This is a genomic window from Rhodospirillales bacterium (assembly GCA_018666775.1).
Taxonomy (GTDB): domain Bacteria; phylum Pseudomonadota; class Alphaproteobacteria; order SMXQ01; family SMXQ01; genus JABIXC01.
In genome coordinates this window covers 228,561-245,792 of sequence record JABIXC010000017.1, presented here as the reverse complement: position 1 = coordinate 245,792, position 17,232 = coordinate 228,561, and the positions used below count along the sequence as shown (strand labels likewise).

The 17,232-nt window shown below is 52.0% G+C and carries 12 protein-coding genes; 6 read left to right on the top strand and 6 right to left on the bottom strand.

The window, feature by feature from the left end; translation table 11 throughout:
- Positions 1 to 9: 9 nt before the first annotated feature.
- Positions 10 to 2,127 (bottom strand): ATP-dependent DNA helicase RecG, encoded by a 2,118-nt coding sequence (recG, locus tag HOJ08_09130; GenBank protein ID MBT5673596.1) that lies wholly within the window; start codon positions 2,125 to 2,127, stop codon positions 10 to 12.
- Between the two features lie 163 nt (positions 2,128 to 2,290).
- On the opposite strand from recG, the gene HOJ08_09125 reads away from it, so the two are divergent.
- Together HOJ08_09125 and mfd are read left to right on the top strand one after the other, a co-directional pair.
- Positions 2,291 to 2,563, top strand: coding sequence for a succinate dehydrogenase assembly factor 2 (locus tag HOJ08_09125; GenBank protein MBT5673595.1), 273 nt, complete (start codon positions 2,291 to 2,293; stop codon positions 2,561 to 2,563).
- A 134-nt stretch (positions 2,564 to 2,697) separates the two neighbouring features.
- Positions 2,698 to 6,102, top strand: coding sequence for a transcription-repair coupling factor (mfd, locus tag HOJ08_09120; GenBank protein ID MBT5673594.1), 3,405 nt, complete (start codon positions 2,698 to 2,700; stop codon positions 6,100 to 6,102).
- A gap of 6 nt (positions 6,103 to 6,108) precedes the next feature.
- On the opposite strand, the gene HOJ08_09115 is transcribed toward mfd, so the two are convergent.
- Positions 6,109 to 6,771 carry a DsbA family oxidoreductase gene (locus tag HOJ08_09115; protein MBT5673593.1) on the bottom strand — a complete coding sequence of 221 codons (663 nt, stop codon included), beginning with the start codon at positions 6,769 to 6,771 and terminating at the stop codon, positions 6,109 to 6,111.
- Positions 6,772 to 7,054: 283 nt separating this feature from the next.
- Between HOJ08_09115 and HOJ08_09110 the strand changes: the two genes are divergently transcribed.
- On the top strand, positions 7,055 to 8,239 hold the full coding sequence (locus tag HOJ08_09110) for a pentapeptide repeat-containing protein (GenBank protein MBT5673592.1): 1,185 nt from the start codon (positions 7,055 to 7,057) through the stop codon (positions 8,237 to 8,239).
- 7 nt (positions 8,240 to 8,246) lie between these two features.
- Here the strand turns inward: HOJ08_09110 and HOJ08_09105 are convergent, their stop codons facing one another.
- Positions 8,247 to 8,702 carry a GIY-YIG nuclease family protein gene (locus HOJ08_09105; protein ID MBT5673591.1) on the bottom strand — a complete coding sequence of 152 codons (456 nt, stop codon included), beginning with the start codon at positions 8,700 to 8,702 and terminating at the stop codon, positions 8,247 to 8,249.
- Between the two features lie 99 nt (positions 8,703 to 8,801).
- Between HOJ08_09105 and HOJ08_09100 the strand changes: the two genes are divergently transcribed.
- A complete protein-coding gene (locus HOJ08_09100; GenBank protein MBT5673590.1) occupies positions 8,802 to 11,114 on the top strand; it encodes a hypothetical protein in 2,313 nt (770 codons plus the stop codon).
- Positions 11,115 to 11,187: 73 nt separating this feature from the next.
- Positions 11,188 to 12,246, top strand: coding sequence for a hypothetical protein (locus HOJ08_09095; protein ID MBT5673589.1), 1,059 nt, complete (start codon positions 11,188 to 11,190; stop codon positions 12,244 to 12,246).
- A gap of 6 nt (positions 12,247 to 12,252) precedes the next feature.
- Here the strand turns inward: HOJ08_09095 and HOJ08_09090 are convergent, their stop codons facing one another.
- Positions 12,253 to 13,503 (bottom strand): MFS transporter, encoded by a 1,251-nt coding sequence (locus HOJ08_09090; GenBank protein MBT5673588.1) that lies wholly within the window; start codon positions 13,501 to 13,503, stop codon positions 12,253 to 12,255.
- Between the two features lie 74 nt (positions 13,504 to 13,577).
- On the opposite strand from HOJ08_09090, the gene HOJ08_09085 reads away from it, so the two are divergent.
- On the top strand, positions 13,578 to 14,549 hold the full coding sequence (locus tag HOJ08_09085) for a class I SAM-dependent methyltransferase (GenBank protein ID MBT5673587.1): 972 nt from the start codon (positions 13,578 to 13,580) through the stop codon (positions 14,547 to 14,549).
- A 6-nt stretch (positions 14,550 to 14,555) separates the two neighbouring features.
- Here HOJ08_09085 and HOJ08_09080 read toward each other — a convergent pair whose 3' ends face one another.
- Both HOJ08_09080 and HOJ08_09075 read right to left on the bottom strand, forming a co-directional pair.
- A complete protein-coding gene (locus HOJ08_09080) occupies positions 14,556 to 15,734 on the bottom strand; it encodes an RNA polymerase subunit sigma-70 (GenBank protein MBT5673586.1) in 1,179 nt (392 codons plus the stop codon).
- 71 nt (positions 15,735 to 15,805) lie between these two features.
- Positions 15,806 to 17,209: an MmgE/PrpD family protein gene (locus tag HOJ08_09075; protein MBT5673585.1), complete on the bottom strand. Its 1,404-nt coding sequence runs from the start codon at positions 17,207 to 17,209 to the stop codon at positions 15,806 to 15,808.
- Positions 17,210 to 17,232: the final 23 nt, after the last annotated feature.

The window sequence follows — 17,232 nt, the reverse complement described above, 5'->3', positions numbered from 1 at the left end:
CCTCGTTAATTACCCGGAACGCGCATAGGTGACCGCCGCATCGCGTTCAAACAGATACAGCAAAACACGCAAGGCCTCGCCGCGGGGTGTTTTCAGGGCAGGGTCTTTTTCAAGAATAAGCTGGGCATCCCCATACGCCATTTCCATCAAGGCACCATGGGTCACCAGATCGGCAATGCGGAAACCGGGCATGCCCGATTGACGCGTCCCCAGAATTTCCCCTGCACCGCGCAACCGCAAATCTTCTTCGGCAATCCGAAAACCGTCTTCTGTTTCCCTTAGAATTTCCAGCCGTTCGCGCGCCGTTTTTGACAATTGTGTCCCATAGAGCAAAAGGCAGGTGGAACGATCCGTGCCCCGCCCAATACGACCCCGAAGTTGGTGCAGCTGTGCCAGACCAAACCGTTCCGCATGCTCTATCACCATCACGGTTGCCGCTGGAATATCCACCCCAACCTCAATCACCGTGGTTGCCACCAGAATTTTTGTCTCACCACTGGCAAAGCGGGCCATGGCGGCATCCTTTTCAGGCCCCTTCATGCGCCCGTGGATCAAGCCAACCTGATCGGGAAAAATCCGCTCCAGATTGCCAAACCGCTCTTCCGCAGCGGCCATATCCAGAACTTCTGATTCTTCCACCAAAGGGCAAACCCAGAAAACCTGCTGGCCCCCTTCATCTGCTTCGTCTTTTGCAGCCCCAATCGCCCTGCCCACCGCAGCAACGACATTATCAAGACGGCCCAAGGGCAATATTCTTGTATCCACTGGCTTTCTGCCTGCAGGCTTTTCCAACAATCTGGATATATCCAAATCACCATAGGCCATGAGGGTCAGGGTCCGTGGGATAGGGGTCGCCGTCATGACCAGAACATCACAGCCTTGGCCCTTGGCCGCCAGATCAAGGCGTTGAGCCACACCAAAGCGGTGTTGTTCATCCACCACAGCCAAAACAAGACGGGCAAAGACAACATCGGGCTGGATCAAAGCATGGGTGCCGATCAAGGCATCAATACGTCCAGCACCCAAATCTTCCAGCAAACCGTCCCGCGCGGCCCCTTTATTGCGACCGGTCAGAATTTCCACCCGCCGCCCGGCCGCCTCAAACAGGGGTTTAAGCGTTGCGTAATGCTGGCGGGCAAGAATTTCTGTTGGCGCCATCAGGGCCGCCTGACACCCCGCATCAACAGATTCCAGCATGGCCAAAGCGGCGACCACGGTCTTGCCACTGCCCACATCGCCTTGCAACAGGCGCAGCATGCGGTTTTTGGATGCCATATCGCCCAGAATTTCTGCCAACGCCGTTTCCTGACACGCCGTTAAATCAAAGGGCAGGACTTTCATCGCTTCGCCGCGCAAGCGCGCTTCACCATTTTTACTGGCGGTGGATTTTCCGCCAAGGCTTCGCATATGCAGCCGCACCAGCGCCATGGCCAGCTGGCTCGCCAGCAATTCATCATAGGCAAGGCGCGTGCGCGGATGCGCGTCAGCTTCCAAATCAGCGGCCTGTTCAGGCCCATGGGCACCTTTCAGGGCTTCTGCCCATTCCGGCCAATCTTCACGCTCACACAGTGCCGGGTCCAGCCATTCTGGCAATTCTGGTAGGTCTTCCAGGGCCGCCTTCATCGCCCGGGTCAGAATTTTCGGCGATAACCCCTGGGTCATGGGGTAAACCGCTTCGATGGCCATCAGATCATCGGGGGCATCGGGATCAACAATATGATCGGGATGGGTCATCTGGACGCCGCCCCGAAACCGCTCAACCTTGCCCGAAATCAACCGTTCTTCGCCTATAGGGAGCGTTTTGGTCAACCAATCGGGGCGCGCATGAAAGAACACCAGTTCCAATGTTTCCGTGTCATCGGAACAGATCACCCGATAAGGCTGCCTGCGGTTTGAGGACGGCTGGTGGCGATTAACCTGAACCCGAAGGGTAACAACCCGGCCTTCGGGCGCATCTTTTACCTTTGGCTGAAAACTGCGATCAATCAAGGCGCTGGGCAGATGCCAAAGCAAATCCACAACATTGGCCCCACCGGTAAGGTGTTCCACCAGTTTGGCATTACGCGGCCCAATGCCCGGCAGGGAAATGGCTGGTTTAAAAAGGGAATATAGAATTTTAGGCCGCATAGGGTGATCTGGTTCCAATTCAGAGTTTCGGGCTGACAATACCCTCGCAATTGGCTATATCCTACGCAGCCGGTCGCCCTCTGTCACCGTTACAGGACGAGCCGGGTTTTGTGCTGTCTGTATACAAGATTTGAAAGCTTTTGCTGGAAGCAGGGTTGAACATATGCCTGAAAAGATTGAGATCAAACGCAAACGCCTGCTCTATCAGGCCCAACATCGTGGCACCCAGGAAGGGGACCTGATTATGGGTGGCTTTGCGGAACGCTACATCAATCAATTGGATGCGCCAGATTTGGATGCTTTTGAAGCACTGGTCAATGAACCCGATGCTGAAATCATGGACTGGATCAGTGCCAGAGCAGACATCCCCAAAGCCCATAAAGGGCCTGTCATTGACATGATAATTAACTTTAAAATAGCTATATCAAGCAATTGAATAATAAAGATAATATAAACCAGACCATCACCGTTTCTGCAGCACCCGGGGCCGTCGATGCTTTTTGGTTGGCTAAACGATTCCGAAGCGGGGCAACGGGCACATTGTTGCACATCGCAACCGATGATCAGGCCATGGCGCATATGGCACAGGCGCTTGATCTTTTGGTGCCGGGTATTGAAATCCTGACCTTTCCTGCATGGGATTGCCTGCCCTATGACCGCGTTGGCCCAAATGGAGCCATTACGGCGCGACGCATTGATACCTTGTGGCGTTTGGCCACAAGCACCGACGAAAATCATCCGGGATCACGGGTGATCATCACAACCATCAACGCCATTTCCCAAAAAGTCAGTCCACCGGATACCTACCAAACCGGCATTTTAGAAATTTGCGTGGGCGAAAGTCTGGATGTCGATGCCTTGATCGCTTTCACCAGCGATCAAGGCTATGGACGCGCCGAAGTCGTTATGGAACCAGGCGAATTTGCCATTCGGGGCGGCATTATTGATATCTATCCCCCGGGCCAGAATGGCCCTGTGCGGTTGGATCTTTTTGGCGATGAAGTTGAAAAAATTCGCAAATTTGATCCCTTAAGCCAAATTTCCGAAGGCAACGTCGAATCGATCATCTTAAAACCGGTCAGCGAGGTGTTGTTAACCAACGAGGCCATTACGCGCTTCAGAACCCATTATCGTGAACGGTTTGGCTCCCCGAAAGGCAATGACAGCTTGTACGAGTCCATCTCTGAGGGCAGACGCATCGCTGGCATGGAACACTGGCTGCCCCTGTTTCAAGACCGTTTAAGCACCTTGTTCGATTATTTGCCCAATGCCACCCTTAGTCTGGGTGCGGGCGCACAAGATGCGCTGGACCTTCGTCTGGAACAGATTGCCGATTATTTTGCTGCCCGCAATGACATTGCAGGGGCATCGAGTACGGGTAACCCCGGAATGGCCATGGAGGATGCGGCCTACAATCCGCTTCCGCCTGATTGCCTGTATCTGGACCGGGACCAATGGGACACAACCCTTCAATCGCGCGATACGATTGCGTTCGATTCTTTTGTAACCGGGGCTCAAAAATCTGGCGATATTGATGCCGGCGCACGGTTGATGAGGAATTTTTCCGCCGAAGCGCGGTCAAGTGCCGGCAACGCTTTTGATCTGGTGGTTTCCTATGCCCGCGATGGGCTGAACAAGGGCCAACAGGTCGTCTTTGCCTGTGCCAGTATTGGCTCCGTCACCAGAATCAGGCGCTTGCTAACCGAACACGGGCTTCAAGGCATCACAGTGTGTGTGGATTGGTCCGATGTAGAGGCTTTATCGCCCGGCACGGCAGCTTTGATCTGTCTTGATCTGGAACAGGGATTTTCATCGCCGGATTTATTGGTCATCACCGAACCCGATATGCTGGGCCAAAAACTAGCCCGTGCCCGAACGCAACCCCGCAATCGTGCGGCTGAGACCTTCATCGCCGAACTTTCCACCCTGACCGAAGGCGATTTGGTCGTCCATCTGGAACACGGAATTGGGCGCTATGATGGTCTGGAAACCATCGAGATTCCAAATGCCGATGGGCGTCGTCCGGTCGCCCATGACTGCCTGCGCCTGTTCTATGGGGGCGGCGACAAACTGTATGTGCCGGTTGAAAACATTGAAACCCTGACCCGATATGGCGAAGACCAGGGCAGGGTGTCCCTTGATCGACTGGGGGGTGCCGCCTGGCAGGCCAAGAAATCACGCCTTAAAACCCGCATCCGGGAAATGGCTGGTGAATTGCTCAAGGTTGCTGCAGCACGCGCGCTGATCTCAGCCCGCCCCATGACAGCGCCGGAGGGGGCGTTTGAAGAATTTTCTGCACGCTTCCCTTATACCGAAACCGAAGACCAGATGAATGCCATCACCGATACACTGGCCGATATGGCCGGTGAAAAACCCATGGACCGTCTTATTTGCGGCGATGTCGGGTTCGGCAAAACCGAAGTGGCCTTGCGCGCTGCTTTCGTCGCAGCGCTGAGTGGTGCCCAGGTTTCAATTGTGGTGCCGACAACCCTGTTGGCGCGCCAACATTTTGAAAGCTTCAAGGCTCGTTTTGAGGGTTTTCCCATAGAGATTGCCCAGCTTTCGCGGCTGGTTTCCCCCAAAGACACCGAAACCATCAAAAAACGGCTCGAAGCGGGCACCATTGATATCGTTATCGGCACCCATACCTTGCTGTCTGAAAATATGCGTTTTGCCGATCTTGGGCTTTTGGTCATCGATGAAGAACAGCATTTTGGCGTCGCCCATAAAGAACGGCTGAAGAAACTTCGCGCCGATGTTCATGTCCTGACCCTGACAGCAACCCCCATTCCCCGCACCCTGCAGCTGGCCATGACGGGGGTGAAGGAAATGAGCATCATCGCCACGCCACCTGTGGACCGCCTGGCTGTCAGAACCTTCATTTCACCCTTTGACCCTTTGGTCATTGGCGAGGCCATTCGCCGTGAATTGCACCGTGGCGGGCAGTGTTTTTACGTTTGCCCGCGCATCGGCGATATTGGCGCCATTGTTGCCCAACTGAATGAAATTGCGCCCAAAGCACGGATTACCACCGTCCATGGCCAGATGCCTGCGTCGGACATGGAACAAACCATGGGGGATTTTTATGACAAAAAATTCGACATTCTTATTTCAACCAACATCATCGAATCCGGGATTGATCTGCCCAACGTCAACACCATTATCATTCACCGTTCCGATATGTTTGGCCTGGGCCAGCTGTATCAATTGCGGGGACGGGTCGGGCGGTCCAGAACCCGTGCCTATGCCTATCTGACCCTGCCTCAGCGACGGGTGTTAAGCCCGGGCGCCATCAAACGATTACAAGTGATGCAAACCCTCGACAGTCTGGGGGCTGGCTTTAGTCTGGCCAGCCACGATCTGGACATCCGGGGGGCAGGCAATCTTTTGGGCGAAGAACAATCAGGCCATATCCGCGAAGTTGGAGTCGAGCTGTATCAGCAAATGCTGGAAGAAACCGTTGCCGAACTGAAGGGCGATGATTTAAACGAGCATGAATGGTCCCCTGAAATCAACATCGACATCCCGGTTTTGATCCCCGAGTCCTATGTCACCGATCTTGGATTAAGGCTTGGCCTGTACAGGCGCATGGGCAGATTATCATCCAGAGAAGAAATGGATGCCTTTGCAGCAGAGATGATCGATCGGTTTGGCCCTCTGCCGACTGAGGTGGAAAACCTGATGACCGTGGTCGGCCTGAAACAGGCATGCCGGGCTGCCGGGGTTGCGAAACTGGATGCGGGCAGCCGGGGCTGTCTGGTTTCCTTCCACAATGACCGCTTTGATAATCCAGCGGGTCTGGTCGAAATGATGACCCATCAGGCGAAATCCATGAAACTTCGCACTGATCATACCTTGGTCATTCGCCGCGAATGGCCCAGCCCGGAAGATCGCATTGAAGGCCTGACAAAAGAAATCAACACCTTGGCTAATTTGGCTGCAGCCGGAAAGCCACGAGCAGACCAACCCAGTTAAAAATTTTCAAGAATATTGGTTGGCCAATTCAATGGCACGGGCAAGAACTTCCGGCGATTGCGCACCGGAAATGGAAAGACGTTCATCAAAAACGTAAAAGGGGACACCGCTAATCCCCCGTGCCCGGGCTGCAGCATCCTCACGGCGAACATCATCTGCATCTTCTGAACTGGCCAAATAATCTGCCACCGATAAAATCTCTGGCGCCGTATCTATTAATTCGATCCCGCAGGTCTGCCCGATATCTGACAAGACCCCATGATCTCCAATATCACGGCCTTCGAGGAAATAAGCAGAAAACAATCCTTCTGCAACGCTTGACCCACGGCCAGATCGCGATGCAAGGCGCATTAACCGGTGGGCATCAAGGGTGTTTGGGGTGCGCTTGATACGATCAAACGCAAAGGCGATGCCTTCGCGAATTCCCTCTGAATGGATGGTGCCATAAACCGATTGGGCCCGGACAGGTGAGCCAAATTTAGCGCTGAGATACGCCTTCCGGTCCATGCCGCCTGCGGCCATTGTAGGATTTAACTGAAACACCTGCCATCGCACTGCCAGCCCATCTTTGCCATCACAAAGACCGGCCATGCCCAACGCTGTTGCCAGCCTTTGGTGGCCAATAAAACACCACGGACAAACGGGGTCAGAATAGACGTCAATAAACATGGCTGATCTCAGGTTAAAAAAGGCGCGCTTTCTTGATACCTGATCACACTAGAAAATCATCTATAGAAAATCATCTATAAAAAATATCTTCCTTAATTATATATTTATAATGAATTATATAAAACTGTATCGAATATAAAGGCTGCATTAAGGAATCAAGCCTCATTTAGGGGCAGTTTTAATATCCGAAACCGTATTCAGTAGATAGCATTTTGTAAGGAGTTCGAAAAAAATGGCCTTGGGGGGATTAGCCCAAACACTAAGCAGTCACGCAGACTTTCTTTTGGGAAAGCCTGAAGGCATTCGTGCTGATTTATCAGGTGCGGATATATCCGGTCTTGATCTTAATAGTGTAAATCTTCAGAAAATTATCGGCGCTGCAGCCAATTTCAATCGATCTATCCTGAGCAATGCGGATATATCCAATGCTGATCTATTCAGGGCAGATTTTCAATTTTGCAATCTGTCACGGGCCAATCTGGAACGATCAGACCTGAAAGGGGCAAACCTTCATGGGGCCAAGCTAACGGATGCAAACCTGATGGATGCGGACCTTCGTGCAGGGAAATTTCTTGAAAATGAAAGCACAGACCCCAGAACCGACCTGACGTTCGCCCGTCTTGATGGGGCAAAATTGAACAATGCGAATCTGTCTGAAGCGAAAATGGGTTCAATGTCTGCAAAGGGTGCGAATTTTTCCAACGTAGAAATGATCGAAGCCGATCTACAAGAGGCCAATCTTGCAGATGCGGATCTGTCCGATGCTGATTTTTCTGGCGCAAATCTAGCCGGGGCGAATCTAAGTGGGGCCAATCTTGCCAATGCTATTTTTGAAGGTGCTGATTTAAGCGGTGCACAGGTTGATGATCCAGACCAGATGGCCGCTCATTTCTCCGGCATTAATTTAGATGACACTGTTCAGCGTAGAAAACTTGAAGACTTGCCTGCCGATATTCAAGCAATTCTGAAAGACCACGAAGAATGGATCAACAGCAACGGCCAACAAGGCCATCGCGCAGACCTGCATGGGCTGGACCTGCATAATGCCGATTTCAAACGCCTGAATTTTAATGGCGCCAATCTTTCCAGGGCAAACCTCAGCGGTGCCATACTTTCATACTGCCATTTTCTGCTCACCGATCTTTCAGGTGCAGATATTTCCAATGCCGATCTATTTATGGCCGATCTTATGGGGGCCAATTTAAAGGGTGCCAACCTGCAACGGGCCAGCCTGCGCCGTGCCAATCTTGGCCCAGCCACCATCTGGCAACCCGGTGATGGTGAAACGTCGCGCATGTGGGCCGTTAATTTGGAAGAGGCAAATCTCCGTTATGCGGACCTCAGCTACGCCAATTTAAAAGAAGCCAATCTTAATGGCGCTGATCTTGTTGGAGCGGACTTGTCTGAAGCAGATATGGAGGCCGCCGACACCGAAAGCAGCAACATCGATCAGGCCATCACCGACTGACACCTGCTTATCCTCCAAGCAACACTTCATTTGCCATCATGATGCCCGCAAGCGAAGTATCCGGCGCCAAAGTAACAAGGTGGGCTGGACATATTTTACAATCGCTGCTGCCAAAACCTGAAACGGGAATTTTGCTCCCGACACATGCCAAAACCCGTTCCAAAAGGTCACATTCCGTTTGGTCATTGCTATGCGAGCTGTGAGCTGCCACCAGCACAGCAATGATTTCACCGGGGATTGTTAGCTGGTCAACGTGCCAGCGCACTTTTTTTTCATGCATCAAATGTCGCCCAACCCTTGCCCGAATGCCGCCCGGCCCTCGGGCACTGCCACAATAAATATGGCATCCAGGCGGAATCTTAATGGATGGCATGCTGGGCAAAAGCAGAGACACAGGGGTCTCTATCTTTATTGCCAATGCATAGGCACCGGGGCCAATGGGTAGATCATCTCTTGAAATCATGAGATATATCCTACACCTTAAAAGCTTAAGGGGGCTTCCCAGGCAGCCCGTATCATGATTCAATCTGGGCCTCAGCTCAGTATTATAGGGATTTCCCGCGTGCCAAATTCTGAAATCAAGGTCAGTGGAGCAGGGGCTCAGCTCAGCTCAATCATTGTTATCGCTTTGGCCTTGCAGATGGCATGGCCTAATTCTGCCATCGGGCAAGTCCCCAAGCCAGACATTACAGATGTTGCGCAAGACATTGAACAGAATGAAAAACCCGCCGTTAATCCGGGCGGGCTTAGACCTGAAGTACAATTTGATGTCCTTAAGCATCAGTTGGACAAGGCCATTGCTGACAACAATCACCATAACGTCATCGCATTCATATCAAAATTGCGGGAAACCGGACTGCCTTTGGGAGACACACTCAAGTTCCAGGAAGGGCATGCCTATTTCCAGACCAAACAATGGAAAAAAGCACGCGTTCCTTTGGTTGATTACCTCAACACGGCCGGGCGCAAGGGTGCCCATTACAAAGCGGCCATTGCCTTGTTTGTCGCACTGGAAAGCAAACGCACGCAAACAGCCGCCCAAAAAGGCACGTTGAAAAAAATGCAGGTTCTATGGGGCAAAGCCCTAGGGGCCTATGAAAAGAACATCGATTCCCGCAACCTTTGGCTAGGGGCCGTCAAAACACTTGGCGGAGCCAAAGATGACATTGCCTGGGCACTGGCACGAGATGCCAAAGGCGGGTTTGTTATTGCCGGGGCATATCAGCGCGGAAGCAGCCCTGAAAAAGAGGCCGCAAAAACAGATAAAAATGATAAAAATAAGAAGAAACCCAAAATCGGCGGGCATATCCCCTGGCTTACCGGGGTGGACCCAAAAGGGCGTATGGCATGGTTCAGCCCCCTTGGCGGGCCATCCAAAGATGGCTCACTCCGATCTGCAGAGATAATTTCCAAGGACAAAACCAGTGCTGATGGCTTTCTTCTGGGTGGCATCCACAAAGGGTTCCAGATTGCGCTGCGCACAGATGCCAAGGGAAGGCCGGTTAACAATCATGAAGGAAAACCGTGGATCACTGCCTTTGCAAAATCCGATGATGGCGCGGGAGGCATCGTGCGCCGGACGAATGCTGGCAACATCCTGACCATTGGCACAGAGATCATCGGTGGCACCAAGCAATCGCCGAAGAAAAAAGAAGCCGCGAAGAAAAGGGCACCAGGCCCAAGGCTTCCCTTTGTTCTGCGCATCACGCCTGATGGCAAAACCATTCGCAAGGATGTTTACGGCCATGACCGAGCGCCGCGTTGGCATGAAATTACCGACGCAACCGTTCTTGGCAATGATGATGTCATTTTAGTTGGCATCGCACGCAGCAGTGCCCGCGCCACCCGAACGGATGGCTATATCCTTCGCATTGATGCGAAGGGTAAAGAAAAATGGTCCAAACGCATAAAAGCCACAGGTGCCGGAAGCCTGCGGATTTCGACGGTATCCGCAGCGCCAGACGGCGGCATCGTTGCCGCAGGGCACGAGGGAAACAGACTGCTGATTTTAAAACTGGACAAACAGGGCAACCTTCAATGGCGGCGATCACGGGTTGCGAAAAACCCGGCACCCGTTAAGGCCAAAGAATTTTGTTCGGCCCATGCTAAACGCGTCTTGCGGGAAAGCTTTTCCAAAAGCGCCACCCCTCCAAATGCAGAAAAAATTTCTGCGGTCCAAAATTTCGCATGTAAAACCAAAAAGCCCTTTGCATCCGTTGCCGCCATCATCGCCCGTAAGGGCGGGCATCTTGTTCTTGGCTTTCAGGGATGGGGAAATCGCAAAAATACCGATATCCTTCTTCTGGCAATCGATTTCTCTGGCAAACAAAAATGGCAACGCGTTTACGGCCATGATGGTTTTGATCTTGCCACTGCCGGGCTGGAAACCAGTGATGGTGGCTTTATCATCACCGGCGCCACGGATTCCACGGGCAATGGGGGGCGTGATTTCCTTTTATTCAAAGTCAGCAAAACCGGCGCACTGGCACCATGGAAAGCCCTGGGTCCGCCAGCAAAACGAAAAGCCCCGCCACGGCCACCAAAAAAACCGGATTTCCTGAAGCGCGCCATCTCTGGGTTGAAAACGCCGCCAAAAGAAGAACCCAAAACAGAAGAGCCGAAAAAAATAAAGGTTTCCATCAAAGCGAACACGGTTGTAAAAAAAGCACCCAAGCCCAAAAAGGTTGAGGCAGAGGAACCCATTCAAACGGAAGACGAACCCGAATTTAAAGACATTGAAACCGGAACTGACTTTACAAACACAGAACCATCAACATCGGACGAACCACCACCAACGACCCTTGGCAGCATATTTTCAATCCTCGATGATGATGATGAAAAGAAGAAGAAAAAGAAAACCAGCGAGGAAGAATAGCCCAATGACGAATTCACCACCGACGCCTCCCAGAGTAGGGACAGAGGAAACAGCCCCCCCTGAGGGTAAATTTATGGTCGATCCCTATCTTGACTGGAGCAAACAGGAAGGGGTTCCCATTTATGAGGATTTTGGTTTTGACCTCCAGGCCCTGGAAACCCGTCCATGGCCAAGGTTCGGGCTTAATGGCTGCATCGCCCATGTAAAAGGACGCGGCGATTTCATGACCGTCTTTGTCCTTGAAATCCCTGCGGGCGGGTCTTCAACCCCCATCAAGCATCTTTACGAAGAAGCGGTTTATGTGCTTTCAGGTCACGGTTCCACAACGGTCACCGATAGTGCCGGCAAACAGCACAATTTTGAATGGGGCCCCAACAGCGTCTTTGCGCCACCTCTGAACGCGACCTATCAACATTTCAATGGCTCAGGCCGTGAACCGGCAAGGATTGCCGTGTCGTCCAATCTGCCTGCCGTTTTGAACCTGTTTCACAGCGAAAGTTTTGTGTTTGATAATCCCGTTCCTTTTCCAGAGAGAGAGGGCGCATCAAGCCATTTCACGGGTGACGGCGATTTTGTGCCCGTGCGCGCTGGAAAACACATGTGGGAAACCAATTTCATTCCAGATAGCACCGACCTGCAACTCGAAAAATGGGCCGCCCGTGGTGCGGGTGGATCACACATCCAATTGATTTTGGCCGATGGTATTTTGCATGCCCATATTTCTGAAATGCCAGTAGGGACCTATAAAAAAGCCCACCGTCATGGCCCCGATGTCCATGTCTATTGTGTGGCAGGGGATGGCTATTCACTACTTTGGTATGAAGGCGAAGATGATTTTACGCGCGTTGACTGGAGCCATGGCTGGGTCTTTGCTCCCCCTGACATGATGTTCCACCAACATTTCAACACAGGGACTGACCCTGTTCGCTATCTTGCTATCGGGCATGGAAGCGTGCGCTATCCCTTTACCCAGAATATGTGGAAAATTTACCAAGGCATCGATAAGGATGTGAAACAAGGCGGCAACCAGATCGAATACGAAGATCAAAACCCGCGCATTCACAAAATTTATACCGAAGCGCTGGCAAAAAGCGGCATCACCCCAAAAATGGACCCCTTCATCAAACCGTAAAGGATGTTATGTCGCACCTTTGGCAAAAGCAGGGGAGCGCCCAGTCCAAATTCCAAGGCCTGAAAGCGCGACAACACCAATCACGCCCATCACGTAAAACGAATTTTCAATCCCGATAAATTCGGCCATTGCCCCCATGAAGAGGGGAACCAAAGCACCGCCAAATTTGTTGAATAGGGTGCGCATGGCAACAACACGCCCCTGAACATTGGGGGAAACCGCCTGAAGGGCAATGCTGAGCATCAATGGGAAATTCAAACCCTGGCCAATGCCACGGAAGCAAATGGCGATCGACAGCATCCAAAATGTTGCCAGCAACGGGGTAACGGCGATAGCGACTACGGCCAACATCGTCATGGCGATCAACAATTTGTGGGGGGCAAAAACCCGCGTCAATGGCCCAATCGTAAGGGCCGCCACCGCAGAGACACCATTGCTCATGCCAATCAAAAGCCCAATGGTGCCTGCGGTAAATCCGATCTCTTTCAGCCATACCCCATAAAATGAAGATTGAACCCCGGAACCGGCTTGGCGCATAAACGTGGCACATATCACCAGTGCCACCGCAGGCAGCAGCAAAAGCCGCAAGGTGGTGACGTAATCAGACATTTTTGGAAGGATGCTGGCTTTGTGTTTGGCTTCTTCAATGGCTTCTAGGTCCGGGGTTGCATCCGCCTTATCAGACGCATGAAACGGCTTGTTGGGCAAGAACCACGCTAAAACAACACCTGCGGCCACCCAAAGACCGGCAAACCCGAACCCGGCGACTGGCCCAAAGAGTTCCCACGAGAACCCAACCAAAACCGGCGCACAGAATCCACCCAGACGGGTTGATGCGGTCATGCGCCCAGCATAAACGGGTTTGCCACCCAAAAGATGCCCAACCAGCATCTGGGCACCGATCCAGTTGGTTGTTTCGGCATACCCTGAAATCATCTGCAACAAGATGGCGGCCCAGATCATGGGAAAGGCAGGATAGAATGAAAGCAGCACCGCACTGATGGCACCCATAACCACAATCACGCCGCGTGGCCCAAATCGGTCCAACAAGGCGCCAGAGTGTATGGAAAAAGCCACCACCAGGATTTGGCGGCTGGAAATAATCAACCCAATCAGAATGGGGGATGCATTCAGTTCCAGTGCCCAAAGCGGCATAATCACTGAAATCATCGGAAACTGGCTGCCCGCAAAGAAAGCTACGGCATAAACCATGGCTTGAATGCGGCCTGGAATTGGCTTTTCTTCGGTGGAACGCAAGTTGGAAGCCCTTAAGGGATAAATATTGCCCATTGTTTGGGCGGGGATGGATACAATATGCGTTTATCGGCCAAATGTGGGCAAAAAAATGCACCAAAAGTCTGACTTTGAAGCTTTTTATCAATCTGCTAAAATTGCCTCACAAGAACCAGAAAAACCGGGGGAATCACATCATAAGCGCATCTGAAGAAACACAGGAAATGACCGAATTTGTCGCATTCTGGAACGAAGTTCTGGTTCCAAAATTCGTCAAATACCGCCATATCCTCGTTGGTGGTTTGAGCCATCACAGTGAAAAGATATTTCCCACCCTTCGTGTCAAAGACGGCGACAAGGTTTTGGATGTTGGCTGCGGCTTTGGCGACACCGCCATACAATTTGGCACAATTGTCGGACCAAAAGGGACTGTTCTGGGCATTGATTGTTGTGATGGCTTCACCAATATTGCCAGTGATGATGCCAAAGCAGCCGGGGCTGACAATGTTAAATTTCAGGTGGCCGATGCCCAAAGTCATCAATTCGATTCTGATTATGATTTTTGTTTTTCACGGTTTGGAACGCAGTTTTTTGAAAACCCGGTTGCTGGCCTGCGCAACATGCGCGCCAGCCTGAAACCGGGCGGCATTATGACCATGATCGTGTGGCGCACGGCTGCGGATAACCCGTGGCTTGGTTTGCCCAAAGATATAATCTTGAAAATCCTGCCCGCACCCGGTGATGACGGGCGGTCTTGCGGGCCGGGGCCATTTTCCATGGCCGATCAGGAAATGGTCACCAAACAGCTTGAGGTCTCGGGTTATACCGATATCGAATTCAAGCGCGTCGATGCGCCCTTGATGGTTGGCAATTCACTGGATGATGCCATTGCATTCCAGTTGGCCGTCGGCCCCGCAGGCGAGGTTTACCGCGAAGCCGGTGATGAAGCCATTGAACGCCACGATGAAATTGATGCAGCATTCAAGGCAGAGCTGGTCAAATATCAAACCTCTGAAGGGATTGTTCTGGATTCCAGTTCCTGGGTCATCAGCGCGGTCAATCCCGGCTGATTGCGTCTATCGCTTCATTTCAATGACGTCAAAACCACGGGCTTTATCGGTGGTGTAAATCAGGCCGCGATCATCCATTTGCACATCATTGGTCAAAGGTGATGCCTGATTTTTACCCGGCGGCGGGATGAAGAACCCGGCTTCGGTGATATTTTCCGGATCGGAAAAATCAAGGATGCGCAACCCTGCCGCAAACCAGGTGACATAAGCCAGCGTATCATCAATGGTTTCGCGCAACTGATGCGCTCCAAACCGAATCCCATCCCCATGGTAGGGCGATGCTTCCTCAGCAACATGATAGGTGCTCAGCAGTTTCATTTCAGAGCGATCGGTTACATCAAAAACATAGAACGGTGCATGGGGTTTGCCATCATCATCGCCGCGATTGGTCCGTTCTTCATCGGTGGCCAATGCAATGTTCCGTCCGCCAACGGGGAAGGGGACACGCAACAACGTGTGGCTGGGTTCCAATGCCGGGGGATGCACATCATAGGTCGCCATTGTTTTGGGCTTTGTGATGTCGCTGATATCAATGGTGCCGAAACCTGATCCCCAAAAGCCTGCATAAAGTTCGTCTTCGAAACGTAGGGCGTGATGCAGGCGATGTTCCTTACCCTTGGGGTGTGGGGTTTCACCACCGGCCGTGTTTTGGCCCGGCATCCACCAATGGGACACCAAATCCGGAGAGGCGGGATTTTTAAAATCATAAATGGCCAGAATATTGCCGGTGAAGCCTTCAACCTCGGTCGACAGATACAGATAGTTTTCATCCATATCAAAACGATGCACACCCTTGCCAAAGGTTTTCAAAAAGGTGATCAGCTTTGGGTTGGCTTTATCGGAAATGTCATAGATGCGCACACCGCCATCTTCATAGCCTTCGCGGATGGTGCCTTTCCATTCACTGTTGACCACCATGATGTCATCAATGACGCGCACCTTGTGGGAATGGGATTGATCGTTTTCCAACATTACGGTCGAAATAATTTTGGGATCACGAGGGTCTGAAATATCAACGATAGACGTGCCTTCTGGCCCATACATATAGCCAAGATAGGCGTATTGCCCCTGAATGCTGACCTGGCCCGCACCCGTCACATCAATCTTTGAAAGATGGGTGATATTCGATGATGCATAGGCCCCGCTGCCGGTAGCCGTTTTGTCCATGTCGATTGCTTCAGACATTGTTGGTCCCCCTATTATTTTATGTGTTATCTGTATTTATCCTATCAGCCCTTGAAAACAGGGAAAAGCGTTTAACGCACCAGCAAATCCGTCAATTCCCGAACATGGCCAAGACCATCCAAATTGGTAACCTGTTTAACGATTGCCTCAGCTTGTTTTGTTGGAAAGCGAGCAAATTCCGCACATTCGCGGAACTTGTCTGCCACGGCCATGTAATCCATGGGAAATGCCGGACTGCCCCTGCCAAAATCAGATCGCCCGGTGATTTCGCGGCCATCAACCAGGGTGATATCGATGATGGTGGTCATCTTGTCATAGCCTGCGGCTTCTGCTTCGGGGTGAACCCCGAAATCCACCTTTTCGATCATTGCTTTCACATCCGCACGGTGAACCGCATCGACGGTGAATTCATTTAAGCCCCCGCGACGTTCCAGCAAAAGAATGGCCATACAAAATTCCATGGAGAATTTCGCCTGAAGTTCATCATTTGGGCGGTGATGAATTAACGCATTGGGCATGTTCTGGTTGGTGCCCACCTTTACCGATGCCACCTGTTCTGGGCGAATATCGTGTTCCAGAATCAGTTCCATCATTTTTGTCATCCCCGGATGGGTCAAAGACCCCGAAGGATGGGGCTTGATGGAAATGCCCGGTTCAGAAAACGTCCAGGGATGGCCCAGTTTGTTCTGAATGGCGGTTTCATCAAACCCACCGCCGGCGGCCCTGAAAAAGCCACGGGGGGCTTCTAAAATAATATCCGTTGCGGTCCAGCCATTGGCTGCAAATTCTGCGGCAACAACGCCACTTTCCGATGAACGCCCCGCATGGAACGGCTTGGTCATGGTGCCAAAATTTTCCCGAAGCCCCGCAGATTGACTGCCCGCAATTGAAAGAGACTGCCGGACCTGTTCTTTTGATTGCCCCATTAATTTGGCAACCCCCGCAGCGGCCGCAAAAGTGCCACACGTTGCTGTGGAATGAAATCCTTCCTGATAATGGCGGGGGTTAATCGCTTCCGCTATTTTGCATTCAACCTCAACCCCCAAATGATACGCCAGCATCAAAGCTGGGCCGTCCGCATCCATCTGTTCCGCCACGGCCAATGCCGCAGGCAACGCCGGTGCGGTGGGGTGGGTCAGCAATCCATAAACACGGTCTTTGGCAACGGCCAATTGGGTGTCGTCATAATCTTCGGCATGGATGGCAACGCCATTGGCAAAGGCGGCAAACCGGGGCGCGGTTCGCATGGCAGTGCCAATCACCAAAGATGAACCGGAACACCCAAGACCACCTAGATGCGCTTGGACAATTTTTCCACTCTCAACGCTAGACCCAGCAATTGCCAACCCCAAGCCATCAAGGATGTGTTTTTTGCCCAGCTCAACCACATCACCCGGCAGGTCTTTGTATTCAGTTCCTGTGATAAAACCGGCAACCGCTTCGGTGATGGGCGGAAGAACATTTTTGTCAGTCATTTGCTACCCTTTGGTCTTTTAGA

What these genes read in the sequence shown, in the direction of transcription:
- recG (MBT5673596.1), bottom strand. Translation starts at nt 2,127, where the DNA reads ATGCGGCCTAAAATTCTATATTCCCTTTTTAAACCAGCCATTTCCCTG.
- HOJ08_09125 (MBT5673595.1), top strand. Translation starts at nt 2,291, where the DNA reads ATGCCTGAAAAGATTGAGATCAAACGCAAACGCCTGCTCTATCAGGCC.
- mfd (MBT5673594.1), top strand. Translation starts at nt 2,698, where the DNA reads ATGGCGCATATGGCACAGGCGCTTGATCTTTTGGTGCCGGGTATTGAA.
- HOJ08_09115 (MBT5673593.1), bottom strand. Translation starts at nt 6,771, where the DNA reads ATGTTTATTGACGTCTATTCTGACCCCGTTTGTCCGTGGTGTTTTATT.
- HOJ08_09105 (MBT5673591.1), bottom strand. Translation starts at nt 8,702, where the DNA reads ATGATTTCAAGAGATGATCTACCCATTGGCCCCGGTGCCTATGCATTG.
- HOJ08_09095 (MBT5673589.1), top strand. Translation starts at nt 11,188, where the DNA reads ATGGTCGATCCCTATCTTGACTGGAGCAAACAGGAAGGGGTTCCCATT.
- HOJ08_09085 (MBT5673587.1), top strand. Translation starts at nt 13,578, where the DNA reads ATGTGGGCAAAAAAATGCACCAAAAGTCTGACTTTGAAGCTTTTTATC.
- HOJ08_09080 (MBT5673586.1), bottom strand. Translation starts at nt 15,734, where the DNA reads ATGTCTGAAGCAATCGACATGGACAAAACGGCTACCGGCAGCGGGGCC.
- HOJ08_09075 (MBT5673585.1), bottom strand. Translation starts at nt 17,209, where the DNA reads ATGACTGACAAAAATGTTCTTCCGCCCATCACCGAAGCGGTTGCCGGT.